Raw genomic sequence first — 25,582 nt, forward strand, 5'->3', positions numbered from 1 at the left:
AGTAAGGTCCACTGCCGGACTACTCATACATACGATGGGCAAAATTGCCATCGCTTTTATTTATCTAATTTTTTAAATACTGATTCGCATTATTAGGTTAGTTTTTTGAAGAAATCCCAGATTACGATTCCTGCCGTAACCGAAACATTGAGCGAATGCTTTGTTCCGTATTGGGGTATTTCGATTGTCGCGTCGCACATATCAACCACCTCTTGTTGCACGCCCTTCACTTCGTTGCCCAGAACAACGGCATATCGCCGTCCGGCATCGAGCGTAAGTTCATCGAGCATGATGCTGTTTTCGACCTGCTCTATCGAGTAAACAAAGTACCCCCTTTGTTTCAATTGGCTTATGGCATCCTTGGTGTCTTGAAAGTATTCCCAAGCAACCGAGTTTTCGGCGCCCAGAGCCGTTTTGTGTATCTCCGCATTGGGGGGAGTGGCTGTTATGCCGCACAGGTAAATGCTTTCCACAACAAAAGCGTCCGATGTGCGGAACACAGAGCCAATGTTGTTAAGGCTGCGGATATTATCGAGAACAACAATCAAGGGAATTTTTGGCGTTTCCTTAAATTCTCCTACCGATATACGCTTCAGTTCTGTTATTTTTAGTTTTCTCACAAAACAAACTTTTTCAGTCTACCAATATAACACTTGCGAAATCCACTTGGCCTCCAATGGGCGGATTTCGTTTCGATATCTTCAGCTCTATGCCGTTTATACTGCCGTATGTTGCCTTCAGCCGGCTTATGATGCGGTATGCCACATGCTCCAGCAGTTTGGAGGGGATAAGCATTTCTTCTTTCACTATGTCGTAAACATCGGCATAACTAACCGTGCCCGAAAGTTGGTCGCTCTGGCAGGCGGCTTCCATTTCTACTTCGGCCTTCAGGTTTACTATAAATGTGTTGCCAACCACGGTCTCCTGTTCAAACACGCCGTGGTGAGCATAAATTTCGATATTTTCTAATAAAATATAACCCTTCATGTTATAAAGCTCTACGTAAAACAGTGCAAAGCTATGTTTTTTTTCTATATATTTGCTTGTTGAATAAGGATTATATCAAGTAAAAACATTCATCTCACTAACCGAGAATATATGCTAAAAAAAGAGATTGTCCCCCCCGCACCCAGTAGTATGCACAATGTGCTTTCGGCGGGAACCGTACTGACAGGCAACCTTGTTACGGGCGACGATATCCGCATTGACGGAACCGTTGAAGGTAACATCGTTTGCAGCGGAAAAGTTATTGTTGGCACCAATGGTAACATTACTGGCGATATTGAATGCAACAACCTCGATTTGATGGGGAAAGTGCAAGGCAATGTGCTGTGTTCGGAGCTTATCATCCTGCGCTCGTCGTCGCGACTGGAAGGAGACTTGAAGATTAAGATTATAGAAATAGAACCCGGAGCAGTTTTTTCGGGAACATGCCAAATGAACGGGCAAAATACTTAAGCCTTACACCAAAGGCTTTTTGGTTACGAATCATACAAAAATATCAATATCATGCACAATAAAATAGTAGAACATCTGAAGTCGCTCCGGACCTTCATGGAAGAGAAAGGGCTGAACGCTTTTATCATTCCCAGTACAGACCCGCACCTAAGCGAATATCCCGCCACCCATTGGGAGGCACGCAAGTGGATAAGTGGATTCACCGGATCGGCAGGGACGGTAGTCGTTACCCGCGAGAAGGCCGGCCTATGGACCGACTCCCGCTATTTTTTGCAAGCGGCAACCGAGCTGAAAGACACAACCATAGAGCTTTTTAAAGACGGTTTGCCTACAACACCCAGTATAGACCGTTGGTTGGCCTCGGAACTCGAAGCCGGAGAATATGTGGGCATAGACGGTAATGTTTATGCTGCCAAAGAAGCTTTCGAACTGACCCATAAACTAAATATGAAAGGGTTGCACGTAATTGCCGATTACGACCCCTTTGCATCCATATGGCACGACAGACCCGAAATTCCCCGGAATCCGATTTTTGAAATGCCCATAGAGTATGCCGGAGAATCGTGTTCCTCAAAAATCAAGAGGCTTACCGAAGCCCTTGAGGACAAAGGCGCGGACGCTCTTCTTGTGGCATCGCTCGATACCGTGGCTTGGATTTTCAATATTCGTGGCAACGATGTGCATTGCAATCCGGTGGCTGTTGCCTACGGGTATGTTTCGGCAAAAGAAACCGTGCTATTCATCAATCCTGCTAAACTAACACCCGAAACAAGTGCTTATCTGAAAAAAGAAGGTGTTGTTTTGGCCGAATACGACAAGGTGGGCGATTATATATCTAAACTCGATCCCAAAACACGGGTTTGCCTCAATGGTGCAAAAACATCGTTCTCGCTATACAATAAAATACCTAAAGGCTGCGCGATAGTAGATATCCCATCGCCGGCCGACTTGATGAAAGCCGTTAAGAACGAAGCCGAGGTAACCGGTTTTAAATCGGCTCTGCAACGCGACGGAGTGGCTTTGGTGAGGTTCATTATGTGGCTCGAAAAAGCCGTTCCCCAAGGCGGAGTTACCGAACTTATTGTAGAGAAAGAACTTGCCGGATTCCGCAAACAACAAGATAAGTATGTGGGCGAAAGTTTTGATACCATTGCCGGATATGGCCCAAACGGAGCTATCGTTCACTACCATGTAACCCCCGAAAGTTCGGCCGACGTTAAGCCCGAAGGCTTCCTTCTGCTCGATTCGGGTGGCCAGTATTTCGACGGGACAACCGACATTACACGTACCATTGCCGTAGGTCCGCTCACCCAACAGATGAAAGAAGACTATACCATGGTTCTGAAAGGGCATATAAACATTGCCACTGCGCAATATCCGCAAGGTACACGGGGCAGCCAGCTCGATATACTTGCCCGCAAAGCGCTTTGGGACAAAGGTCTTAACTACCTGCACGGAACAGGGCACGGAATAGGTCACTTCCTTAACGTTCACGAAGGACCCCAAAGTATCCGTATGGACGAAAATCCTACGCAGTTGCAACCGGGCATGGTTACATCGAACGAACCCGGGTTGTACCGTGCAAACCAGTATGGTATCCGCATCGAAAACCTTGTTTTGACAATACCTACCGTTACTACCGAGTTCGGTAATTTCTACGGATTCGAAACACTAACGGTTTGCCCTATCGACACTACTCCTGTCATAAAGGAGATGTTGACTCCGAGCGAAACAGAATGGTTGAACCAATATCATAAATATGTATATGCCCGTCTTTCTCCACTATTGAACGACGAAGAAAAGGCTTGGCTGAAAGTTAAAACAAATGAAATCTAAATTAACAGCACTCCTTTGTTTTTTCACATTACTACAAGCAACAGCCCAAACCGGATATAAAATAGAACTGTCTGTTCCTGAACAAAAGGAACAGATAGTTTATTTTGCTTCTTATTGGGATGGCAAACCTTATGTTAAAGACTCTGTTCGCCTTTCGGGCAAAGGGGTTGGAACAATCAGCGCAGATGAGGATCTGCCCGACGGGCAATACCTTATCTATATGAAACCCGATATAGTGCTCGACCTGTTGCTGAGCGGTGACAAAAAGGACATAAAAATAAATATCCCTCACAATCTGCAAAAATGCACTATTGAGGGGAGCAACGATACCCGCCTGTTGTGGCAATATGCTGCTGACTTGCAAAAAGATAAGGAAGATCTTGACCAGTTGAAACAGCTTTTGGAAGACTCTGCCTTGTCGGACAATAAACGAAAAGAGCTGTCTTTGAAGTATAACAGGCTTTTCGATAAAATTATAAGCCATACCTACTCGGACATCGATACGCACAAAGGTACTTGGTTTGCTACCTATCTGCAAGGCTTGCAATCTGTGCAGCCGCCCCATATTCCGCCTAAGAGCAGGGAAGAAGCGATAGCCAATGAGGTTTACTTGAAGGATCATTACTTCGATAACCTAAGCCTTACCGATCCACGCTTTTGGGAAACATCTTTTTTCTCATTGTTGATCGACGATTATTTCAATAACATAATTCGCCATGACCCCGATTCTTTAGCTAATGCCGCCAGCCGATTGGTAGCCATGACGCAAGGCAACGAATTGTGTTTCAATAAGATGTTGATGCGTTTGTTTAACAATGCCGCCCACAGTAAAGTAATGGGCATGGAAAATACATGGGCAAAGTTGGCCGAAGATTATATCTTCGAAAAAGACATCGCTTGGATAGATAGCACCCAACGAGAAAATATTCAGGCCGAATATGCAAAGATTCAGTACAACCGCATCGGTATGCTTGCCCATGACCTGACCCTCGACTTGCTCGATGGCGGGCAAACCTCCATTTACGGAGTGGATGCCAACTACATGGTTCTGTATTTTTACGATCCCACATGCGGGCACTGTTCTATCGAAGCGCCTTTGCTCCACGACGAGTTTTACAAAAAATATAAATCCACAGGGGTAGAAGTCATGGCCATAAACGTGAACCATGATAAAACCATATGGGAAGATTTTGTAGAACGAAAAAAACTTACCGATTGGATTAACTGTGCCGATGTAGACTACAAATCGCAGTACTGGATGTTTTACGACGTTTCGGGTACACCCATGCTCTACCTTTTGGATAAAGAACGGAAAATAATAGCAAAAAAGATAACCGAAAAGCAATTGATAGACATCATGGAGAATATTTACTCCGGCAATTAATAACAACTACAATAATTTAAGAGATATATGGCTTTAATAAAAGAGGTTAGAGGTTTTACTCCCGAAATAGGAGAAAATACTTATCTGGCCGAAAATGCAACCATCGTGGGTGATGTTGTGATAGGTAAAGACTGCAGTATATGGTTTAACGCCGTGTTGCGGGGCGATGTAAACTCCATTCGCATTGGCGACCGTGTAAACATTCAGGACGGTTCGGTTTTGCATACGCTTTACCAGAAATCGGTGGTCGAAATCGGTAACGATGTTTCTGTGGGACACAACGTGGTTATTCACGGAGCAAAGATAGAAGACGGCGCCCTTATAGGGATGGGTTCCATAGTTCTTGACCATGCCGTTATTGGCGAAGGCGCTATCGTTGCCGCCGGTTCGGTTGTACTGAGCGGAACGCAAGTAGAACCCGGAAGCATATATGCCGGTGTACCGGCCAAGTTCGTAAAGAAAGTAGATCCCGAACAGGGCAAGGAGATAAACCAGAAGATAGCCAAAAACTATTTGATGTATTCGGGCTGGTTTAAGGAAGACGAGCTTTAAGCCGAAAAATAGCATAATTCAAAATCTCATAGCTTACAAAATGAATGTATGTTATGGGATTTTTTTCTTTCCTTTGGGTTTCGATTATGGAAAAAGCGTGGCAGTTTATCAAAGACCTGTTTGCCCGGTACAAATCGGCAAAACTCCGATGGCGCATACTGATACCTTTGGGTGCGGTGCTGCTGTTGTGGTATGCGCTTTGCTTGCCTTGGCCACTGTTTGATGTGCCTTACAGTACGGTGGTTAACGACCGCAACGGCGAGCTGCTGGGCGCGCGCATAGCCAACGACGAGCAATGGCGTTTTCCGGCATCGGATAGTGGTGTTCCCGAAAAATATAAAATCTGCCTTATCGAGTTCGAAGACCGATATTTCCGTTATCACTGGGGTGTGAATCCGGCATCTGTAATCAGGGCGATAAAGCAGAACCTCACGCAAGGACATGTTGTGAGCGGAGCCAGTACCATAACGATGCAAACCATCCGCATCTCACGAGGCAAAAAGCGCACTTTTTTTGAGAAACTCATTGAGATGATTCAGGCCACCCGTTTGGAATTTTCTTATTCGAAAGACGAAATCCTGTCGCTCTACGCTTCGCATGCGCCTATGGGAGGCAATGTGGTGGGCATAGACGCTGCCTCGTGGCGTTACTTCGGACACGATGCTTCGCAACTTTCGTGGGCCGAAGCCGCTACATTGGCTGTGTTGCCAAACTCTCCCAGCCTGATGCACTTTGGGCGAAACAGGGATAAGCTCCTCAATAAACGAAACTTTTTGCTGAAACGACTATACGAAAAAGGAACGTTCGACAAAACCGACTACGACCTCGCCACGTCCGAACCTTTGCCCCTTCAGCCCTATTCCTTGCCACAGACGGCACCCCACTTGGTCAGCCGTCTTTATATGGAACAGCGGGGGCAGAACATCCGCACTACGGTCGATAAACATTACCAGACACAGATCGAAAACATCCTTACCCGTTGGAATGCCGAATTCTCGCAAAACGGTATCAATAATATTGCAGCCCTCGTTATTGATGTGCAAACAAACGAAGTTGTTTCGTACTGCGGAAACGTTTATTTTGAACGGACAACATCGGCTAATCAGGTAGATATCATTCAGTCGCAACGAAGCACAGGCAGCATACTGAAACCTTTTCTGTATTGCTCCATGTTGCAAGACGGAGCGTTGCTGCCCAACCAACTATTGCCCGATATACCGATAAGCATAAACGGGTTTGCGCCAAAAAACTTCAGCCTGCAATACGATGGTGCTATTCCTGCATCGGAGGCTTTGGCCCGTTCGCTGAATGTTCCTTTTGTTGTGTTGCTGCGCAGAAATTCTGTCCCTAAGTTCTATGGTTTTTTGCAGCAAGCGGGCTTGACTACCCTGAACCGATCGGCCGATAGTTATGGGCTATCCTTAATTTTAGGTGGAGCCGAAGGACGATTGTGGGATATAACCTGCATGTATGCCCGTATGGCACAGTCGGTCAATGACTTCAATACCTACCAAAAATACGTGAAGCGCAACGCTCCATCGTATATAAAAGCGGACAGAGCAGACAACAGGAAAGAGGGGTTTGCGGACAGAAATATCTTTTCGGCAGGGGCTTCGTGGCTGACGATAGAAGCTCTGACAAACGTGAACCGCCCCGAAGAGATTGACTGGCGGATGATTCCATCTATGCAGAAAATAGCGTGGAAAACGGGAACAAGCTTCGGTGCGCGCGATGGATGGGCTGTGGGTGTAAACTCCCGCTATGCTGTGGGCGTATGGGTTGGCAATTCAGACGGCGAAGGCCGCCCCGGACTGACAGGCGCCAGCACGGCCGGGAGGGTTTTGTTCGATATATTCAACACCTTGCCCAAATCGCCTTGGTTTGCTGTTCCCACACAAGACTTGCGTCAGGTGGAAGTGTGTCGCGAAAGTGGTTTCTTGCACAGTATTAACTGTCCTGCCGAATCGGCTACAAATATACTGACATGCAAAAAGGGAACGGAGGCGGAGGTGTGCCCTTACCATACCATCGTTCACCTGTCGGACGACAGGCAATTCCGTGTGTTCGAAGACTGTGCCGGCAGCCGAGGTATTATGCCTGTGTCGTGGTTCGTTTTGCCTCCCTCGTGGGAATGGTACTACAAGCAACAACACCCTTCGTACCAAACGTTGCCTCCTTTCTCGCCCGAATGTAGCGGAGGAAATGCAACCCGCCAGATGGACTTCATCTATCCTTTCCCCAATGCGGTGATAAGCTTACCTAAACAGTTGGATGGTTCGCCCGGACGTGTGGTATTCGAATTGGCGCATCGTACACCTTCGGCAAAAGTATTCTGGCATCTGGATGGACAGTATATAGGCGAAACCCAGAACTTCCATAAAAAAGAATATTCGCCTGCCATAGGCAAGCACAGGCTTACGGTGGTAGACGAGAATGGCTACACTATTGCTCTCAACTTCACGGTGAAATAAGCGCTTTCCAATGCCTTGTACAACGAGAGGCTATCTGTGACTTTCCCCCTGCATTGGCGACTTTAGGGTTGTGTTTTTTTTATTCGGTGTTGTTGGTCGTTTAGAGTACTTCTTGTTATGCGGTTGTTGGGTACTGCTGCCACTGCATGCCATGAAAAGCATAGCCGAGGCAACAGTACCTATTTTGTTAAGATTTTGGATTTACTATAAGTAGTTGTTTTATCATTCTTTCCCTCTCAAGGCTTCGTCCATTGATGCTGCGGCACGGCGGCCATCGCCCATCGCAAGGATAACGGTTGCCCCTCCACGTACAATGTCGCCTCCGGCGTAAACATCGGGAAGATCTGTTTTCATCGTGCTTTCGTTAATGACGATTGTGCCCCATTTGGTCACTTCCAATCCCGAGAAAGCAGAAGGAATAAGCGGATTAGGAGAAACACCTACGCTGACAATAACTTCGTCTACATCCATCCATTCTGTTGCTCCTTCAATGGGTACAGGTTTGCGGCGTCCCGAAGCATCGGGTTCGCCCAACTCCATTTTCTGGAGAAGCATACGGCTTACGTGCCCTTGTTCATCGCCTTCGTAGCGAAGGGGGTTGTGTAGGGTAAGGAAGTCTACACCTTCTTCTTTGGCATGCTTTACTTCCTCTACACGGGCAGGCATTTCTTCTTCCGACCGGCGATAAACAATCACTGCCCTTTCTGCCCCCAAACGGCGGGCTGTGCGCACAGCATCCATCGCTGTGTTGCCACCACCTACCACCGCAACTTTTTTGCCTAATTGCACGGGTGTATCGCTTTCGGGATTCGAGGCGTCCATCAGGTTCACACGGGTGAGGTACTCGTTGCTCGACATGATGCCTATAAGGTTTTCGCCCGGTATTCCCATAAAGTTGGGTAATCCGGCGCCACTACCCACAAAGATGCCTTTAAATCCGGCAGTATGCAGGTCTTCGTAGCTGATGGTTTTGCCTACGATGCAGTTCTTCTCGAACTTAACACCCAATTTGCGCAAAACGTCTATCTCTACATCAACTATATCGTTTGGCAAACGGAATTCAGGGATGCCGTATTTCAGAACCCCACCAATTTCGTGCAAGGCTTCAAAAACGGTAATGTCGTACCCTCGTTTCACCATATCGCCCGCAAACGATAGTCCGGCAGGACCGGAACCAACTACCGCAATCTTAATGCCGTTTCGGTTGGGTATCTCCGGCACGGATATTTGTCCGCTTAGGCGTTCGTAATCGGCTGCAAACCGCTCAAGGTAACCTATGGCAACGGGTTCTTTGCCCATCTTTTGGATGTATATACATTTGCTTTCGCATTGTTTTTCCTGTGGACATACACGCCCGCATACGGCAGGCAAGGCACTCGTTTCTTTCAGGGTGCGTGCTGCTTCGAGGTAATTGCCCCGTTCTATATTTTTTATGAATGTAGGTATGTTAATTTCAACAGGGCAACCTGTTACACAAGTGGGATTAGCGCAATCCAGACATCTGCCTGCTTCAAAAACGGCTTGCTCTTCGGTAAGCCCTTGGTTCACCTCCATTTTTAGCTCATGGCTACGGATTTCGGGGTCGAGTTCGGGCATATGAACTCGTGGGCGTTCGCCTCTTTCTTTTGCTTTAACGCTTTTGCGGAGTTCGTCTCTCCATGCTTCGCTGCGTTTTTGCTGCATATATTCTTGTCTTGTCATTTTCTTGAATGTTTTTTTGGATGAAACGAAAGGTTATTTATATGCACGCTGGCGTAACAGCATTTCATCAAAATCGACTTTATGTGCATCGAACTCGGGGCCATCTACACAAACGAAGCGTACTTTTCCGTCCACCGTAATACGGCAGGCTCCGCACATGCCTGTTCCGTCTACCATAATAGTATTCAAGGATGCCATGGTAGGCACATTATATTTTTTGGTGAGCAGGGATACGAATTTCATCATAATGGCAGGGCCTATCGTTACGCAGAGGTCAACTTTTTCGCGATTGATAACGGCTTCGACCCCGTCTGTTACAAGACCTTTTTGCCCGTAAGAGCCGTCGTCGGTCATGATGATTACTTCGTCGGAATGTTTGCGGACTTGCTCCTCAAGAATTATTAAGTCTTTGCTCCGCGCTGCCAGAACCGAAACAACTCTGTTGCCTGCTTTTTTCATGGCTTCTATGATGGGAAGCATTGGGGCAACACCTACGCCACCTCCTGCACAAACCACCGTTCCGAAGTTTTCTATGTGTGTGGCACGCCCCAGAGGGCCAACAAGGTCGGTTATGCTATCGCCAACCTCCAGTGCGCAGAGTTTATTGGTAGAAACACCAACTGTTTGTATTACAAGGGTGATTGTGCCTTTTTCTACGTCGGCTTCGGCAATGGTTAGCGGAACGCGTTCGCCTTTCTCGCCTACTTTCACGATAACAAAGTGTCCGGCTTTGCGGCTACGGGCGATAAGAGGGGCTTCAACAACTAATTTTATTACATTAGCCGAGAAGTGTTCTTTCTCAACAATTTTATTCATCGTTTTTCTGATTAGTTTTAGGGGAACAAATATAATGATTTAGAGGCAGACAAGAATAAATAACGAAGGTTTATCTCACCATTTGAGTTAAAAAAACATCCTTATTGATGATGATAGGGTTCGTTGTTGAGAATGGTCATAGCCCTGTACAGTTGTTCCGTGAAAATAAGGCGAATCATTTGGTGCGAGAATGTCATTTTGGAGAGGGATATTTTCTCGGCGGCTTTTTCGTACACTTTATCCGAAAATCCGTAAGGGCCTCCTATCATAAATACCAAACGTTTGGCCACGGTGTGGGTTTTCTTTTCGATATATGACGCAAATTGCAGGGAGGTATGCTCCCGTCCGTTTTCGTCGAGCAGAACCACATAATCGCCGGCTTGTAGGGTTTTTAGTATCAGTTCGCCTTCTTTTTCTTTTTGTTGGTCGGTGGTAAGGTTTTTCGAGTTTTTTAGGTCGGGAATCACCTGCATTTCGAAGGGAATGTAGTGGCTCAACCGGTTTTCGTATTCGCGGATAGCTTCAACAAAATATCCGGCATCGGTCTTACCTATAACCAGTAATGTTATCTTCATTAGCTAAAAAAAGTATGATTTAAAACACAAAAATACGGTTTTTTATTCTTATCTTTGGGAGTGTAGCAACATTTAAGGTTGCTTGTATGTAATTAATATGAGAACAATACCCGAATCAGAACTGATTATAAATGACGATGGAAGCATTTTTCATCTACATGTGAAACCCGAACAACTTGCCGACAGGATTGTCTTGATGGGCGACCCCGACAGGGTTGACCTGACAGCGTCCTTTTTCGACACAGTGGAATGCGATATTCGCAGCCGTGAGTTTCACACCATTACGGGAACATATCGGGGGAAGCGTATTACAGCTCTTTCGCACGGTATAGGTCCCGACAACATAGATATTGTATTGACCGAACTGGATGCTCTGGCAAATATCGATTTCGAAACACGCAAGGTACGTAAGGAGTTTCGCCAGCTTACATTGGTGCGGGTGGGCACTTCGGGTGGTTTGCAGCCGCATTGCCCTATTGGCTCGTATGTTGTTGCGGCAAAGTCGATAGGCTTTGATGGGGTGCTGAATTATTACCGGGGGCGCGAAAAGGTTACGTTGACAGATTTTGAAGAAGCCTTCAAGGCGCATGTAAATTGGTCGGCTCTACATTGTTCGCCCTACGTGGTGAGTGCCGACGAGGAACTTGTGGACCGTGTTGGACATGATATGATAAAAGGGGTAACAATATCGGCTATCGGGTTTTATGGCCCTCAGGGGCGTTATGTACGTATGCCGCTGGCCGACCCTGATTTGAACAGCAGAATAGAAACGTTTAAATACAACACAGAGGTGATAACCAACTACGAAATGGAAAGCGCTCCTCTGGCAGGATTGAGCCGTTTGATGGGACACAAAGCGATGACCGTGTGCGGCATTATAGCTAACCGTTTGGCGGGAGAGTCGGATGCCAATTATAAAGGGTCGATAGAAAACCTGATAGAAAAAGTTCTTGACAGAATCTGATGTTATTATATGTTTTAATAATAGGAATGCTTTTTTTGCAGCTATTATTCTTTAAAATAGATAAAAAATGAGTAGATGTATCATAGTTTGGTAGAAAAGAAGTATTTTTGCATCGATTTATGAGATTTGTACCTTACACAAAACGATTTACGGATTTTACACATTTAGGGTTATAAATAATGCTTTCATTTTAAGAATGATAAATAAAATATTTAAATTTCTAATATTAGTATTACACTTATTTATCTGTTCTGTGCTGGGTGCACAGAACAATAATACGGCTAATTCAAGAAATAAAGAATCAGCTCTCAAGCAGGATTCTATTGCTAATGCCAAAAAAAATAAAGTAAAACTATCGTCAAACCAAAGCTTTCGTGTAGACAGTGACGGAGTTATGGTTTATACATACGATCCACGCCAAAAAAGAATAGACCCGGTGGAGGACGAAGAGCCTCAAGAATTAATTACGGTCGAAAATGCACCTGTCAAGGAAATAATAAAGACGATAGATAATCCTATTGTTGCTGACCAACCACCCGTTCTGGCAAAAAAGGAAGAAACGGCGCAAGTTGCGTCTACCCCCGAGGAAGCTGCTCCGAATATTCTAATAAAATCGCTAAAAGAACCCGAAACTGAATTGGTGGCCGAAGTTGAAGAAGCTGAGGTTCCGCTAATTTCAGAGATTATGAAAGCAGTGGCCGAAGAAGCTGTAATAAAGGATGAGGTTGAAACTACTGCACCCGAAGAAGTGGTTTTGTCTGCACCCGAAGAAGCGGAGACAGAATTGGTAGCTGAAATTGAAAAAACCGAAGCACTGCCGATTTCTGAAAATGTAGAAATAATAGTGAAAGAAGCTTCCGAAGTAGAAGATATTGCAACCGAAGTTGTACCAGTGGATATTGCCGAGGTGGCACAAACGGAATCAGCACCCGAAGAAACTATCATAGCGGAATTGGCATCCCCCGAGGAAGTTGTAGAAGCAGAACCGATTGTATCTGTTCCCGAAGAAGTGGTTTTGGATGCTCCGATAGAGACAGAATTGGTAGCTGAAATTGAAAAACCCGAAGCACTGCCTATTTCTGAAAATGTAGAAATAATAGTGAAAGAAGCACCCAAAGAAGAGATTGTAGCTGAGATTGTATCAGTGAATAAAACAGAATTAATGGCAGAAACTGATGACGCAGAACCAGTAGTACCTATCAGAAAAACAATTGTTCCGGTAAACGAGCCGGAGGAAGAAAGTGGTTCGGAATTGCGTGCGGAATCTCAAAAAGAAACAGTGTCCCAAATAATAAGAAAAACTCCAGTAATAAGCGAAGTTGTAGAAGATAATCAAGCAAAACAAACCGAAAAAGACAAAGATACGGTGGCTGCTCAAACACCAGCCAAAGACAGCAAGAAGGCTGCATCTAAGAAGAAAAAGTTAGAGCCTACTTACAAAAATATGGAAGAGGCGGCTCTTGCTACCGAAAGCTTGCTCGAAAAGCTTCAAAAGGAATCGTATAAAGAAAATCCGTCAAATATTCTGGGACGGGCTGGCAACAGACGTAATAATTCAAATGTTAGTTCTTCCGGCAACTATGAGTCTTTCTTGGACGAAACCCCGGAGGAGAAAGCCCACGAGCCTGAGTTTGAATATGACGGGCCCTCTTACTTTATAGATGGAGTTCAGGTTGAAAAGAAAGTCGTAGATAAACTATCAAAATCGGATATACTGTCTAAAACCTTCAAGACTAAAGATACAACAAATCCTTACGGGGAAATTTGGTATGTAACCACCAAAAAGAAAAGTAAAAGATAATCCCATCTTCCTCCTTTAAGGGAGAGGATCGATAATAGAAAAACAAAAGGATTGCTTATTTGAGCAATCCTTTTATTATTTGGGGGAAATATTCGTATTCCAGTTCGTGTACCTTAGCGGCAACCATATCGGGGTTATCGTTGGGGTCTATCTTGCATTTGGACTGAAATATGATATCGCCTTCGTCGTAATTTGAGTTTACATGATGTATAGTTATGCCGGTTTCGGTTTCTTTGGCTTCAACAACGGCTTTGTGTACATTATCGCCATACATTCCTTTGCCTCCGAATTTAGGGAGCAGTGCTGGATGTATATTTACGATGGAATGAGGGTAGGCCTCAATCAGATTGGCGGGTACTTTTATAAGAAAGCCAGCAAGTACGATGAGGTCTATGTGATGCTCCGTCATTAAATCCAATACTTTGGAGGTAGTATCAAAGTCGGATTTAGAGAATGTAACGGATGGAACACCCAGCTTTTTTGCTCTCTGGTGTACGTAAGCATCCGGTTTGTTGGATACGATTATAGAAATAGATATATCGGGGTCGTTCTCAAAAAAGCGAACGATGTTTTCGGCATTAGAGCCTGACCCTGAGGCAAAAATAGCAATATTAGACATATAAATAAGGAATAACTTTATGCACAAAACGCAACAAAATGTGCAATTTTAATGCATTTCTTTGCAAATATCAATAAAAAAATGTTTCTTTGCACCGACAAAATTATAAATAAATAATTAATTAATAATTAAAATCAGAAAGTTATGTCAGACGTAGCATCAAAAGTAAAAGCGATTATCGTAGATAAATTAGGCGTTGAAGAAACAGAAGTTACTAACGCAGCTAGCTTCACTAACGATCTAGGAGCAGACTCGCTTGACACAGTTGAGCTTATCATGGAATTTGAAAAAGAATTCGGTATTTCTATTCCAGATGATCAAGCAGAAAAAATCGCTACAGTAGGAGACGCAGTTTCTTATATCGAAGCAAATGCAAAATAATAATTTCTAAAGAAATTTATGGAATTAAAAAGAGTAGTAGTAACAGGCTTGGGTGCAGTTACGCCACTGGGCAACAATGTGGAAGCCACATGGAAAAATGCCCTTGAGGGAGTAAGTGGAGCCGGGCCTATTACTCAATTCGATGCTTCGAAATTTAAAACCCAATTTGCCTGCGAAGTTAAAGACTTCGATATAGCGGCATATCTGGACAGAAAAGAAGCTCGTAAATGCGACAGATACACACAACTTGCCATAGCTTCGTCGGAAGAAGCAATTAAAGATTCGGGTCTCGATTTCGAGAAAGAAAACCGCGATCGTATAGGCGTTATCTTTTCGGCCGGAATAGGAGGTATCAAAACCTTCGAAGAAGAGGTGGGCAGCTATTATACCCATCAAGAATTAGGCCCTAAATTTAATCCGTTTTTTATCCCTAAAATGATTTCGGACATTGCTGCCGGAATAATTTCAATCAGGCACGGTTTGCGAGGTCCTAACTTCGGAACGGTGTCGGCATGTGCTTCGTCTACCCATAGTGCAATCACTGCTTTCGATATTATCCGTCTGGGTAAAGCCGATGCTGTGGTAACCGGAGGGTCTGAGGCCGCGGTTTGCAGTTCGGGAATAGGAGGCTTCAATGCCATGAATGCCCTTTCTACCAGAAACGACTCTCCGCAAACGGCTTCTCGTCCGTTTAGCGCCAGCCGCGACGGGTTTGTGTTGGGCGAAGGTTCCGCATGCCTTATTCTTGAAGAATTGGAGCATGCTCTTGCTCGTGGAGCTAAAATATACGCCGAAGTTGTGGGCGGAGGTATGTCGGGCGATGCTTATCACCTTACAGCATCTCACCCCGAAGGGCTTGGTGCAAAATTGGTGATGCAAAACTCGCTCAATGACGCGCAACTGAACCCTACGGAGGTTGATTACGTAAATGTTCACGGAACATCGACTCCCGTTGGCGATCCTTCGGAATTGAAAGCCATCAAAGCCGTGTTCGGCGATCATGCGTATAGCATGAATATCAGTTCAACTAAATCAATGACAGGTCATTTGCTTGGTGCCGCAGGAGCTTTAGAAACGCTTTTCTGTACTCTTGCCGTGCAAAACGACATCATCCCTCCAACAATCAACTTTACGGAAGGTGACGAAGACCCTGAAATAGACTACAAGTTGAATCTGACATTCAACAAACCGCAAAAAAGAACGGTTAACGCCGCATTGTCAAACACCTTTGGGTTTGGCGGACATAATGCGTGTATAATAGTTAAGAAGTTTGTAAAGTAAAAAAGTGCTGAAGAAATTATATCGATCAGTAAGGCTTCTTCCCAAACGTGGGAGGGAGCCTTATTGTTCTTTTTACAAGATATTGCATTTCTATCCATACAATATCACTCTCTATAAGCAGGCTCTGTTGCATAAGTCGTCTTCGATAAAGATGAAAGACGGTAGGTGGATTAATAACGAACGCTTGGAGTTCTTGGGCGATGCTATTCTTGACGCTATTGTCGCGGACATCGTATTCAAGGAATTTGAGTATAAGAAAGAGGGTTTCCTGACCGATATACGCTCAAGAATCGTTCAACGCGAAACATTGAACCGCCTGGCCTTAGAACTGGGCATAGACAAGCTTATAAAGGCATCTACACGGTCGTCTACCCACAAAACACATATGTATGGCAATGCCCTTGAGGCTTTGATAGGTGCTATCTATCTGGATCAGGGATACCGTAAAACGAAAAAATTTGTTCTCGAAAGGCTCATCAAAGATTTTCTGAATATTGATGTTGTGGCTCAAAAGGAAATAAACTTTAAGTCGCGGCTGATAGAGTGGGGGCAGAAAAACAAAATAGAGGTAACGTTTACTCTGATAGATGCGCAAACAGACGAAAACAATAATCCGATATTTACAACAGCCGTGTATCTGTTGGGGCAGAAAGCGGGTGTATCTAAAGGTTACTCAAAAAAAGAATCGCAGCAAAAAGCCGCTGAGATAGCACTCAAAAAAATACTCCGGAACGAAAGTTTCAGAAAACAGATAATGGAACTCAAGGCGCAAGAGTCAATAGCTTCCTCGCAACCTGCCTCAGAAACAGGGGTAGAGGAGGATGAAAAAAGTTAATGTACTATTTTTTGGTGGGTAAAATACCCAAATTGTATTGAATGAAAGGCTTATTTATTGGGGCGTGAGCGTGAACGCCAATAAAAAAAACATGAAATAAAAATACCCAAGCAAGGATGTGAAACTTCATCTTACTTGGGTATTTTTTTTGAGTTCTAAATGAAACTCATTCTTTATCTAACATTATCTATAAAAGAGAGTTATTTCACAATAACTTTATGAGTGGATGTTCCTTCGTTTGCTATAAGTTCCACTACAAATATACCTGAGTGAACAGCTATTTCGTTAGGTCCGTTTTCCAATTGCGCGTCTGTAACCTGGCGTCCCGAAGCATCGTAAACCTTAGCCAACGAAGCGTATTGGGAATCTATTACAATTACACCATTCTGGGCATATACTTTACCGAAAGTTACTTTTGTATCGGAAATACCGGCAAGTGTTTCGATATAAGTCATGCTTGTCTTTAACGACTTATTGGTGGCAGTAAAAAGAGGGAATTGGGTGTTCGACAATTCGCAATATACACTATCAGACTGTGCTGTGTAGAACGAAGTTACGCCACCCCGAACCGAATAGTCAGTACCTTCTACAAGCTCTATACCTTCCTTTGTAATCCATTTATAGGTTGAAGGCACTTCGTTTACCACAGCTTCGCTGCTTAGGTCTACAGTCTGATTTGTGGTTACGGCTATCGCAATGTTTGCCTGTGGAGCATAAGCATAATTTGTCCATGCCGCTTGTTTGAGTGGTAAGGTGCTGAATTTTAAGAAGTTTCCGGCACAATGTATCTGGCTAAGTTTTGGGTTGTTAGAAAAATCCAACTCCGACAACATATTGTCGCTGCAATTTATGTATGTAAGATTTTCGTTCTTCGAAATATCTAACGATGCTATACCTGTTTTGCTGCAATCCAATAGCGAAAGGTTCGCGTTTTGAGATACGTCGATAGAGCCGAACGCGTTATCACCGCATCTTAGTTCTTTCAGGGCAGTGTGTTTAGAAACGTCCAAGCCTGTCAGTTTATTAGAGAAACAATAGAACATTGTAAGTTTTGTATTCTTACTTATGTCGATGTCTGCGAATTCGTTTTGCTGTACATACAGTACTGTTAGTTCCGTGTTGTTGGTTATATCCAATTCTGTCAGTTGATTGTTTGAGCAGTTTAGCTCTTCGAGTTTCAGGTTTTTAGATACGTCTAAGCTGGTCAGCAGGTTTCCGTACACACTCAGGAAGAACAGTTCTGTAAGATTAGAAACATCGATTGATGTAATGGACGCGTCGCTCAGACTAAACATTGTAAGCTTAATGTCGTTGGGGTCGTATATCTTTATGGTAGACCCTTTTACGGTGATAGTGAGTTTGGTGTTGCTGGTTTCTACGGTATAGTCTTGCAACACACCGTCGCCATTGTCAATTTTAATTACACCTCCGGTTTTGGCCATAGTGCGGAGAGTGAATTCTTTATCTATATCGGCACTTGTCTGGAATGTAGCAATAGGGTCTTCCTGAGCTATCTCTGCCACTTTCGTTAAGCTTGTTATTAATGCAAGTCCGGGGAATGCGGTATTTTCCATCTGGCAATACACACTGTCGTTCTGATTTCTCAGGAAAGTTGTTATGCCTTCCGATATGCTGAAATCGGAATTTTCAACAAGGTTTGTCCCCGCCTTTGTTTTCCAAGAATAGGTAGTAGCAACGGCGTTCACCAGTTTTTCGGACGACAAATCCACTTCGCTGACTTCTTTTTCTATTTCAACAGCATTTTGTGGGAAGAAGGTGTAAGTATTCCAGTTCGATTTTTTGATAGGAAGTGTACTGAATTTAAAATTATTGTTACTGCAGTTTACTTCTGTCAAATTGGTGTTTTTGCTAAGGTCTAAGGCTGCAAGGCGGTTGCTTGAGCAATTGAATCGTGACAATGCCGTAAGAGAGCTTACATCGAGCGATGGCAGCAAATTACCATAACAATCGAGAGTAGCCAAAGCTGTATTCGCTCCAAAAACAAGAGAAGTGAGCTGATTGTTGGGAGCAAAAATCTTGGTTAGTGCCGTATTTTTGGTTACATCCAGGGTTGTAAGCCCATTGTCGTTGCAGGTAAGAGTTTTCAAGGCTGTGTTTTTCGATATATCGAGCGATGTGAGCAACGGATTGAGTATCACTGTAAGCTCGGTTAGGGCCGTGAGTTTAGAAAGGTCTATTTCGGAGAGCTGAGCCGACGATACTGTGAGCATCGTTAAAACCGCTTCGTCTGAATATATCTTAACCTCTTGCGTCCCTGCGGGGGTTATATTCACTGTATTGAACCCGCTTGTTATAAACTGTGTTGAGGTTACTCCGTTTCCGGGGTCGATCGTTATACTCCCGGGAGGACTGGCAACCATTCTCAGTGTAATTTGGTGCATTGTTTCGCATTTGAAAGAGACTATTGGCTCTTGTTCGGCAGATGCAAAAAGGAATCCGCAGAATAACATCAATATGCAGAGGAGTGTTTTTTTCATATTCGTTTAGTATTAAGTTATTAAAAACGATAAAAATGAAAGGGAGGATGCTTTTTAGAGGAACTCTTGTGGACGTATCCTCCCTTTCTTGTAATTATACTTTTATTTAATCAGTACTTTATGGGTACCGGTGCTTCTACTGTTATTTATTTTGACGAAATAAACTCCCGGTTGAGAAATTACTATCTGATTGTTGCCTGCCTGAAGCTGTTTTTCAGAAATCATTTTTCCCGAAATATCAAACACCATTGCCCGGCAAGATTCAACAACTGAGATGTTTATTGTATTATCTTCGGCAAATACTTGTGTTGTACTCATAGATGCGTTGTCTATGCCTGAGCCCTGCTCTACGTGAACGTTTGTTGTAGAAATGACAAGACCGGGGAAAAAGGAATTTTCCATTTCGCAGAAAACGCTATCCGATTGTGTTTTCAAGAAAGTTGTTTTTCCTTCCGAAACAATGTAATCTGTATATTGTTGCAATGCTTTGCCGGCTTTTGTTTTCCATTTATATTTTGTCATATTGCCATCAACAAGAAGTTGGTCGCTTAGGTCGAATTCTTCACCGGTTTTAATATTTTGGGGCACACTTATTTTCTTTTGAGGGCTATAAACATAAAATCCAAGGTCAAGTACGGGCAAGGTTGCGAAAGTGAAGTAGTTACTGAACAAACTTATTTCCAGAAGTTCCGGACAATTAGAAAGGTCTAAGCTGGAAAGCAGGCAGTTTGAGCAGAACAGAGATTTCAGTTTTGTGTTTTTGCTTAGATCGAGCTCCGTCAATTTTTGTCCTGAGCAAAACAGAATCTCTAAATCGGGAAGGTTTGTAATGTCTAACGACCTTATGTATTTATCGTATCGGTTACTTACCGAGCAATATAACGATGTCAGTTTTGTATTCTTAGAAACGTCTAACGATTCGATAAAGGTATATGAAGTAACCAAACTTTGCAGCTCTGTAAGATTAGAAACATCTATTTCTGTAATTGGACAGGCATCGCACGACAGTGATATCATTTTCAGGTTTTTAGATACATCCAGCGATTTTATTGTACGGCAATCGCTGATATTCAATAATTCTAATTCAGGGTTTTTAGATACATCAAGGCTTTCGATTGTATATCCGGACGACAGATACAGATATTTCAGATTAGGATTCTTGGATACATCTATGGCCGTAAGTTTGCTGGCGCGAAGCGACAGGTATATCAGGCTGGGGATGTTAGTTACATCTATTTCCCGAAGTTCATTGTTGTCGCAATGAATGGCCTGCATTGTTGTACATTTGCTGACGTCTATCGATGTAATGAAATAGCCATCGGGACATCTTAAAGAAAGCAGGCTTTCGGCATTGCCGTATACTTTTATGGTTTGGTCGGCCGCGGTTGTTCCTCTGATTTCAGTCAAAGTATCGTTGCCCAAAGTAAATTCTTTAGGAGTTGTTCCCTCTCCAAAATCGACAGTTACTTTAACGTCGGGAGTATGAGACGATAAATGAAAATAGAAATTAGTTCCGCTGACCGCAAGGGTCTTTATTGTCATAGCAGGCTCTTGTCCATATACAAGAATCGCACAACTAAGTAACAAAACAGATAGAAGTGAATAGATGTGTTTCATGTTGCGTTATAATTTAAAGTTAAAAGTATTTGGGATTAAGGGTAAAGTTAAAAAATTTAAGAATGCGATAAATCTAAATTATCATTACATAATTTTTGATTTTGATTTAAATTTTCGATAAACTACAAAAAATATCAAATAGAAGAATCCATATTAACTTTTGTTTAAATATTTACTTTTATGTTCCTAATTCGAGTAAAAAAATAAATATTTTGACAAGAGAATATGCCGGAACGGTGACTTGTCGTTTTGTAAATATCGAAAATACTACACAAATGTCCTCCATAGTAGGGGGATAAAAAAGGGAGGGTATAAAGGTTTAAAAAGGATGGTGTTTTATAACGTGTTGATAGCCAAACGTATATTAACGGCAGGATGTTTGTTAAAAAAGGTTCTATAATTTAGAGATATAACTATATAATAGAGATGTGCTGGTCAGTCCCATTTTTTGAGCAATTTGTTGTTTTTTCTTTTTGCAATATTCGGGAGTGATATTCAGCAGTGATGATATCTCTTTAGTATTCAAATTAATATAGATGCACGACAGGAATCGAACTTCGTTTGCTGTCAGATTTGAGTGTTTTTCTCTGAGGGCTGCTATGAAATTCTGGTTTATTTGTTCAAAATGCGAGATAAAACTATCCAATTCTGTATTTTCTTTCAGTTGATTTTTTAGTTGCTGAATATTATCAAGCAGTTTTTTATTGTTCGATACTTCGTGCGAATCTGATAAAGAATTTACAATATTTTCTATCAGTTCGTTTCGGTTCGACAAGAACAGGGCTTTGGCTGTGAGTTCTCTGTTTTTCGATTCTATTTCGCGCATCAGCCTTTCTTGTTCGTTTGTTAAACGTTCTTGCTCAAGCAGAGCCAAGGTTTCTTGTTCTTGCAGTTGTTTTTCGAGCAGAATCTTTTTGTTTTTCTCTTGTTCCAACTCCAATTCCACAATTTTTTGGCGTTGCTTGTTTTTTACCGATTTATTGCGGAAAGCCCAGATAAGAATAAGGGTTATGATGACAGCTATGATAATGACCGAAACGAAGATAATCCGTTCGGTTTTTAATTTGGATTGGCTGTCGGAAAGTTCTTTCTCGTTTTTTAGCAACTCAAATTTTATTCTGCTGTTTTCAAAGTGTTTACCGTCTTTTATTATGTTCAGCGAGTCTATCGCGGTCATAATTGAGTCTTTGTATGCCAAAGCTTTGTCATATTGCCCGTTGGCCTGAAATAGGTTGGACATCAGCGCGTATATTTCCGCTTTGTTTTCGATATTGGCATCGCTGTTTAGTGCCATCCGGCAATATTCGAGGGCTTTTTTGTAATTCTTTTTCTTGTTATTAATTTTGATGATTTGTATGAGTACCGAAATTTTCAGATTGCGTAACTCTATGTCTTCGAGCATAGGCATCAGCTCTAACGATAGTTTTTCGGCTTGTTCGTAATCTCCTTTTAGTATTAGTGTGCTTATTCTGAATGTTTTAGCTTGAATTAATTCTTTTGGCTGATTTTTCAGCATTTCGGAGGCAATGACCAGATATTCTTCGGCTTGCTTTACATTGTTTATGTAGTTTCCTGTCAGAGCAATGTTCATGGCGCATCCCCCTATCAGTAGGCTATCTTTTGTTTCTTTGGCATAATCGTACACTTTTTTGAAGTATTCGTCGGCTTTATCATACTTTTTGTCTAACAGATACAGTCCGGCAATGTTATTAAGGATACTCATTTCGTTTCTTGCGTCCAAATGTTTCAATGCAATTTTGTAGGCCTCAAGAAAATTATCGAGAGCCTCGCTGTAGTCGAGCATTTCGGCATAGTTTATGCCTATATTGGTCAGAGTCCAGAAGTGTTGTTTGTGCAGGTTGCTGTTTTCGGCAATGATTTTGGCCTCGTTCAGAAACTCTAACGATTTCACATAGTCTTCTTTCTGTGCTGCATTGATTCCCTGTTCAATAAGTCTGTCGCATTCCTTTTCTGTGTTGCCAAATAACGAACACAACGGAAAAAGAAGGAAGAAACACAACGGTAATATTTTGTGTATAAAAACAGTATTATTCATATTTGGTTCCTACAAAGGGGAGGGTGATGGGTTTCATCCCTCGGCCTGAATAGACATTCATAAATTTGATTTACAAATATAAATATAAAACCTGCTTATAACTGCATTTTAGAACGTAAAACCGAATAAAATAGGCATTTCACGGAAAATGCGTGCTTTTGAGTTGTGTTATACCCTCCCCTTTTTATCCCCATAGAAGGGGGGGATATAGCAAAAAAACGGAGCTACCCGCAAGGATAGCTCCGCTAAGATTTATTTTTCGCTAAAATTATTTTACAAGAACTTTAGTTGCTTGGTTGTTTGCTTTAACGATATACAATCCTGCTTGAACAGAGAAGTCTGCAGAACCGTTAACGGTTTTAGAAGCAACAAGTTGACCATTTGCGTTGTAAACAGAAACTTCTACATTGTCAGCCTCAACGCTGATAGTGTTTTCTCCACCTCTAACGTTAGCAACAACATTTGCTTGTTCGTCGTTGATAGAAGAGCCTTTTAATTTTGAATAGTCAAACATGCCGCAAATCGCAAGTGCTCTGGTGTCATCTTTTCCTAAAGGAAGTGTAACGCCAATTTGATCTTCTTCCAAATTTAAATAAAGGAAAAGTGAACCAAGATCAGAGCCAGCACCAATTACCATTGAAGCATAGTAAACATTACCAATATTTGTTGCACCTTGAGGGAATTTTATGGCAGAAATAGGAAGGTAATTTCCGTTTCCGAATTTGCTGAATAATGGATCTACAAGCGAAGCTACATCATACATTTTTCCGTTTGTCACATCAATTTCATAAAGCATACCGTTAACACCTATACCGAATAGCGATCCATTGCTATCGAAAGCAATAGTAGAAAGGTTTGTTTTGATAGGTGATTCAGTGATAACTGTAACAGGGAAAAAGTCATCTTCAGTTAGTTTATATTCGATAAGGTACATCCCTGAGTTTTGACTGTCAGAACAGAATCCATATGCCCTACTTCCGTCCGAAGTCGGGTCAACAGCCAACAAAATGGGGATTTCTGCGTAAGAACTAAATTCGGTAATTACATTAATTTCTTCCCATGTATTAGCATTAAAAACAGTATTGCGATAATTGCTGCCATCAGGTCCAATATTCAATGTATAATACTTATCGCCACTCAAAACTCCTGAAATGAAGAGGTATTTGTAAGGGTTTTCTGGATCTTGCTCTTGTATTACAGAAAGAGGCTCAGTACCATTTGCTGTAAAAGTAGCAACAGTATAGGGTTTTGTATTACCTAACTGAAATACACATCCTCCGAATTTAGGATCATCAGACGATGTAGATTTGAAAAGAGAAGCATCAGAAGAAGTAAGTTGCTTCATTGTTGAAAGATTTTTGGCAAAGGCTTCGCTGTCGAATCTAAGATTCTCATTGTTTATTTTCAGCCTGTCTTGAGCGGTTACAGTTGTTGCAACCAACAAAAGCATCATTACAGATGCCAAACTTTGTAAAACTTTTTTCATAATTAAATAATTGTTAGTAATATTAAAATTAATGTATCTTAATTAAATCGTCCAGTCTCTCGAATCTGGTTTTCAATCTTTTATTTGCTACCTATTATATAGTCAGTATAACCAAAACTTTGAAGAAGCATACGGTTTGCGTTTAGACTCTCGCCTCTAAGCCAAAGTTGGGATACAATGTTACGTTAAAAAGGTGTGACAGACAAACAAATTGTGTTAAAGAGTCTGTAATGTATTCAAAAACATATCTTTTGCACCTCTTTATTTGTCAATATATCAAATCAAGGCTTGGTTTAGTTTACCCGTGCAAACTCGCCACCGGAATAAAAGCCTAATATGTTTCTTGAAACTTCGGCCTGCATATCCAACCGTCCCTCCCATGTTTGAGTGCCTGCATGCGGTGTCAAAACCGTATTGTGGTTGAGTTTTAGCAATTCGGGGTGAATTTTGGGCTCATGTTCAAATACATCCAGCCCGGCTGCCCGGATTGTTCCGTTTTTCAAGGCGGCGGCCAATGCTTCTTCGTCAATCAAAGCCCCACGGGCAGTATTGATAAGGATTGCTGATGGCTTCATTTTTTTAAATTCGTTTTCCCCTATCAGGTGGAAGGTTTCTTTGGTAGCGGGAGCGTTTAGCGAAAGAACGTCTGCCAGCGCCAATAACTCTTCGAAGCTTACATATTGCGCATTGTATTTATTCTCTATATCTTCCGGCAAGCGTGTGCGGTTGTGATATACGATTTTCATACCCGAAGCCATAGCCCTGCGTGCCACAGCCTGCCCTATGCGCCCCATGCCGAATATTCCCAAGGTTTTGCCAAAAACAGACGACCCCAACTCGTCGTACAATCCCCAGCCGATTCCTTCGGGTTGGCGCACCTGATTGTTGTAGAACCCTATTCGGCGGGCTGTTGCCAAAATAAGCCCGAAGCATAGTTCGGCCGTAGGTTCTAATACCGATTCGGGAGTGTTGGCAACAACAATTCCCTTCGATGTGGCATATTCAACATCTATATTGTTATAACCAACGCCAAAGTTGGCGATGAGTTCCAGATTGGGAGCGCTGTCCATAATTTCGGCATCTATATAGAAGCTGAAATTGGGGATAAGAACGTTGGCCTCGGCAATCTTTTCTATCATCTCTTCTTTTCTGAAGGACTGTTTTTCGGGGTAAATCAGTTCAAACTTATCTTCGAGCGAAGAAAATCCTTCGCGATGAAAGTTATAACCCATCAATATTTTTTTCATTGAA

Annotated in this window: 21 protein-coding genes; 10 read left to right on the forward strand and 11 right to left on the reverse strand. The window is 42.7% G+C overall.

Translation table 11 applies throughout. The annotated features are described in order from the left end of the window. Positions 1-92: 92 nt before the first annotated feature. Both M2132_RS09720 and folB read right to left on the reverse strand, forming a co-directional pair. Positions 93-620 carry an RNA methyltransferase gene (locus tag M2132_RS09720; protein WP_280673170.1) on the reverse strand — a complete coding sequence of 176 codons (528 nt, stop codon included), beginning with the start codon at positions 618-620 and terminating at the stop codon, positions 93-95. 13 nt (positions 621-633) lie between these two features. After that, positions 634-987: a dihydroneopterin aldolase gene (gene folB / locus M2132_RS09725; protein ID WP_280673171.1), complete on the reverse strand. Its 354-nt coding sequence runs from the start codon at positions 985-987 to the stop codon at positions 634-636. 111 nt (positions 988-1,098) lie between these two features. Between folB and M2132_RS09730 the strand changes: the two genes are divergently transcribed. Genes M2132_RS09730 through pbpC form a run of 5 tightly spaced genes read left to right on the forward strand, consistent with a single transcriptional unit; the run spans position 1,099 to position 7,701 of the window. Further along, positions 1,099-1,458, forward strand: a complete 360-nt coding sequence (locus tag M2132_RS09730) for a polymer-forming cytoskeletal protein (protein ID WP_280673172.1) — start codon at positions 1,099-1,101, stop codon at positions 1,456-1,458. A 51-nt stretch (positions 1,459-1,509) separates the two neighbouring features. Continuing rightward, the gene (locus tag M2132_RS09735; protein ID WP_280673173.1) at positions 1,510-3,294 is read left to right on the forward strand and encodes an aminopeptidase P family protein; all 1,785 of its coding nucleotides are present in this window, start codon (positions 1,510-1,512) and stop codon (positions 3,292-3,294) included. Beyond that, entirely contained in the window at positions 3,284-4,678 is a 1,395-nt protein-coding gene (locus tag M2132_RS09740; protein WP_280673174.1) for a thioredoxin-like domain-containing protein, read from the forward strand. Before M2132_RS09735 ends, M2132_RS09740 begins: the two co-directional genes overlap by 11 nt. A 27-nt stretch (positions 4,679-4,705) precedes the next feature. Beyond that, entirely contained in the window at positions 4,706-5,230 is a 525-nt protein-coding gene (locus M2132_RS09745) for a gamma carbonic anhydrase family protein (protein WP_280673175.1), read from the forward strand. A 53-nt stretch (positions 5,231-5,283) separates the two neighbouring features. Beyond that, a complete protein-coding gene (gene pbpC / locus M2132_RS09750) occupies positions 5,284-7,701 on the forward strand; it encodes a penicillin-binding protein 1C (protein WP_280673176.1) in 2,418 nt (805 codons plus the stop codon). Positions 7,702-7,923: 222 nt separating this feature from the next. On the opposite strand, the gene gltA is transcribed toward pbpC, so the two are convergent. From gltA to rlmH, 3 genes are all read right to left on the reverse strand, one after another. Continuing rightward, the gene (gene gltA, locus M2132_RS09755) at positions 7,924-9,402 is read right to left on the reverse strand and encodes an NADPH-dependent glutamate synthase (protein WP_280673177.1); all 1,479 of its coding nucleotides are present in this window, start codon (positions 9,400-9,402) and stop codon (positions 7,924-7,926) included. Between the two features lie 33 nt (positions 9,403-9,435). Next, positions 9,436-10,218, reverse strand: a complete 783-nt coding sequence (locus tag M2132_RS09760) for a sulfide/dihydroorotate dehydrogenase-like FAD/NAD-binding protein (RefSeq protein ID WP_280673178.1) — start codon at positions 10,216-10,218, stop codon at positions 9,436-9,438. A 101-nt stretch (positions 10,219-10,319) separates the two neighbouring features. Then, on the reverse strand, positions 10,320-10,793 hold the full coding sequence (gene rlmH, locus M2132_RS09765; RefSeq protein WP_280673179.1) for a 23S rRNA (pseudouridine(1915)-N(3))-methyltransferase RlmH: 474 nt from the start codon (positions 10,791-10,793) through the stop codon (positions 10,320-10,322). Positions 10,794-10,890: 97 nt separating this feature from the next. On the opposite strand from rlmH, the gene M2132_RS09770 reads away from it, so the two are divergent. Both M2132_RS09770 and M2132_RS09775 read left to right on the forward strand, forming a co-directional pair. Beyond that, positions 10,891-11,757: a nucleoside phosphorylase gene (locus M2132_RS09770; RefSeq protein ID WP_280673180.1), complete on the forward strand. Its 867-nt coding sequence runs from the start codon at positions 10,891-10,893 to the stop codon at positions 11,755-11,757. Positions 11,758-11,953: 196 nt separating this feature from the next. Then, positions 11,954-13,558: a hypothetical protein gene (locus M2132_RS09775; RefSeq protein ID WP_280698278.1), complete on the forward strand. Its 1,605-nt coding sequence runs from the start codon at positions 11,954-11,956 to the stop codon at positions 13,556-13,558. Between the two features lie 55 nt (positions 13,559-13,613). On the opposite strand, the gene M2132_RS09780 is transcribed toward M2132_RS09775, so the two are convergent. Beyond that, positions 13,614-14,177, reverse strand: coding sequence for a phosphoribosylglycinamide formyltransferase (locus tag M2132_RS09780; RefSeq protein ID WP_280673182.1), 564 nt, complete (start codon positions 14,175-14,177; stop codon positions 13,614-13,616). Positions 14,178-14,321: 144 nt separating this feature from the next. Here M2132_RS09780 and M2132_RS09785 point away from each other — a divergent pair, with 144 nt between their 5' ends. The 3 genes from M2132_RS09785 to rnc are packed head-to-tail and all read left to right on the forward strand — an operon-like array spanning position 14,322 to position 16,674. Next, positions 14,322-14,558 carry an acyl carrier protein gene (locus tag M2132_RS09785; RefSeq protein ID WP_280673183.1) on the forward strand — a complete coding sequence of 79 codons (237 nt, stop codon included), beginning with the start codon at positions 14,322-14,324 and terminating at the stop codon, positions 14,556-14,558. Positions 14,559-14,576: 18 nt separating this feature from the next. After that, positions 14,577-15,839 carry a beta-ketoacyl-ACP synthase II gene (fabF, locus tag M2132_RS09790; RefSeq protein WP_280673184.1) on the forward strand — a complete coding sequence of 421 codons (1,263 nt, stop codon included), beginning with the start codon at positions 14,577-14,579 and terminating at the stop codon, positions 15,837-15,839. A 4-nt stretch (positions 15,840-15,843) separates the two neighbouring features. Then, positions 15,844-16,674: a ribonuclease III gene (gene rnc / locus M2132_RS09795; RefSeq protein WP_280673185.1), complete on the forward strand. Its 831-nt coding sequence runs from the start codon at positions 15,844-15,846 to the stop codon at positions 16,672-16,674. 200 nt (positions 16,675-16,874) lie between these two features. On the opposite strand, the gene M2132_RS09800 is transcribed toward rnc, so the two are convergent. From M2132_RS09800 to M2132_RS09820, 5 genes are all read right to left on the reverse strand, one after another. After that, a complete protein-coding gene (locus M2132_RS09800) occupies positions 16,875-19,172 on the reverse strand; it encodes a T9SS type A sorting domain-containing protein (protein ID WP_280673186.1) in 2,298 nt (765 codons plus the stop codon). Between the two features lie 102 nt (positions 19,173-19,274). Continuing rightward, complete coding sequence (locus tag M2132_RS09805; protein ID WP_280673187.1) at positions 19,275-20,714, reverse strand: T9SS type A sorting domain-containing protein; 1,440 nt, start codon at positions 20,712-20,714, stop codon at positions 19,275-19,277. Between the two features lie 469 nt (positions 20,715-21,183). After that, entirely contained in the window at positions 21,184-22,845 is a 1,662-nt protein-coding gene (locus M2132_RS09810; protein WP_280673188.1) for a tetratricopeptide repeat protein, read from the reverse strand. Positions 22,846-23,113: 268 nt separating this feature from the next. Continuing rightward, the gene (locus M2132_RS09815; protein ID WP_280673189.1) at positions 23,114-24,331 is read right to left on the reverse strand and encodes a T9SS type A sorting domain-containing protein; all 1,218 of its coding nucleotides are present in this window, start codon (positions 24,329-24,331) and stop codon (positions 23,114-23,116) included. 293 nt (positions 24,332-24,624) lie between these two features. Further along, positions 24,625-25,578, reverse strand: coding sequence for an NAD(P)-dependent oxidoreductase (locus M2132_RS09820; RefSeq protein ID WP_280673190.1), 954 nt, complete (start codon positions 25,576-25,578; stop codon positions 24,625-24,627). Positions 25,579-25,582: the final 4 nt, after the last annotated feature.

The organism is Dysgonomonas sp. PH5-45, assembly GCF_029893235.1.
Lineage (GTDB): Bacteria > Bacteroidota > Bacteroidia > Bacteroidales > Dysgonomonadaceae > UBA1309.

Coding starts and splice junctions, on each gene's coding strand:
- folB (WP_280673171.1), bottom strand. CDS start 987: ATGAAGGGTTATATTTTATTAGAAAATATCGAAATTTATGCTCACCAC.
- M2132_RS09730 (WP_280673172.1), top strand. CDS start 1,099: ATGCTAAAAAAAGAGATTGTCCCCCCCGCACCCAGTAGTATGCACAAT.
- M2132_RS09735 (WP_280673173.1), top strand. CDS start 1,510: ATGCACAATAAAATAGTAGAACATCTGAAGTCGCTCCGGACCTTCATG.
- M2132_RS09740 (WP_280673174.1), top strand. CDS start 3,284: ATGAAATCTAAATTAACAGCACTCCTTTGTTTTTTCACATTACTACAA.
- M2132_RS09745 (WP_280673175.1), top strand. CDS start 4,706: ATGGCTTTAATAAAAGAGGTTAGAGGTTTTACTCCCGAAATAGGAGAA.
- pbpC (WP_280673176.1), top strand. CDS start 5,284: ATGGGATTTTTTTCTTTCCTTTGGGTTTCGATTATGGAAAAAGCGTGG.
- gltA (WP_280673177.1), bottom strand. CDS start 9,402: ATGACAAGACAAGAATATATGCAGCAAAAACGCAGCGAAGCATGGAGA.
- M2132_RS09760 (WP_280673178.1), bottom strand. CDS start 10,218: ATGAATAAAATTGTTGAGAAAGAACACTTCTCGGCTAATGTAATAAAA.
- rlmH (WP_280673179.1), bottom strand. CDS start 10,793: ATGAAGATAACATTACTGGTTATAGGTAAGACCGATGCCGGATATTTT.
- M2132_RS09770 (WP_280673180.1), top strand. CDS start 10,891: ATGAGAACAATACCCGAATCAGAACTGATTATAAATGACGATGGAAGC.
- M2132_RS09775 (WP_280698278.1), top strand. CDS start 11,954: ATGATAAATAAAATATTTAAATTTCTAATATTAGTATTACACTTATTT.
- M2132_RS09780 (WP_280673182.1), bottom strand. CDS start 14,177: ATGTCTAATATTGCTATTTTTGCCTCAGGGTCAGGCTCTAATGCCGAA.
- M2132_RS09785 (WP_280673183.1), top strand. CDS start 14,322: ATGTCAGACGTAGCATCAAAAGTAAAAGCGATTATCGTAGATAAATTA.
- fabF (WP_280673184.1), top strand. CDS start 14,577: ATGGAATTAAAAAGAGTAGTAGTAACAGGCTTGGGTGCAGTTACGCCA.
- M2132_RS09800 (WP_280673186.1), bottom strand. CDS start 19,172: ATGAAAAAAACACTCCTCTGCATATTGATGTTATTCTGCGGATTCCTT.
- M2132_RS09805 (WP_280673187.1), bottom strand. CDS start 20,714: ATGACAATAAAGACCCTTGCGGTCAGCGGAACTAATTTCTATTTTCAT.
- M2132_RS09810 (WP_280673188.1), bottom strand. CDS start 22,845: ATGAATAATACTGTTTTTATACACAAAATATTACCGTTGTGTTTCTTC.
- M2132_RS09815 (WP_280673189.1), bottom strand. CDS start 24,331: ATGAAAAAAGTTTTACAAAGTTTGGCATCTGTAATGATGCTTTTGTTG.
- M2132_RS09820 (WP_280673190.1), bottom strand. CDS start 25,578: ATGAAAAAAATATTGATGGGTTATAACTTTCATCGCGAAGGATTTTCT.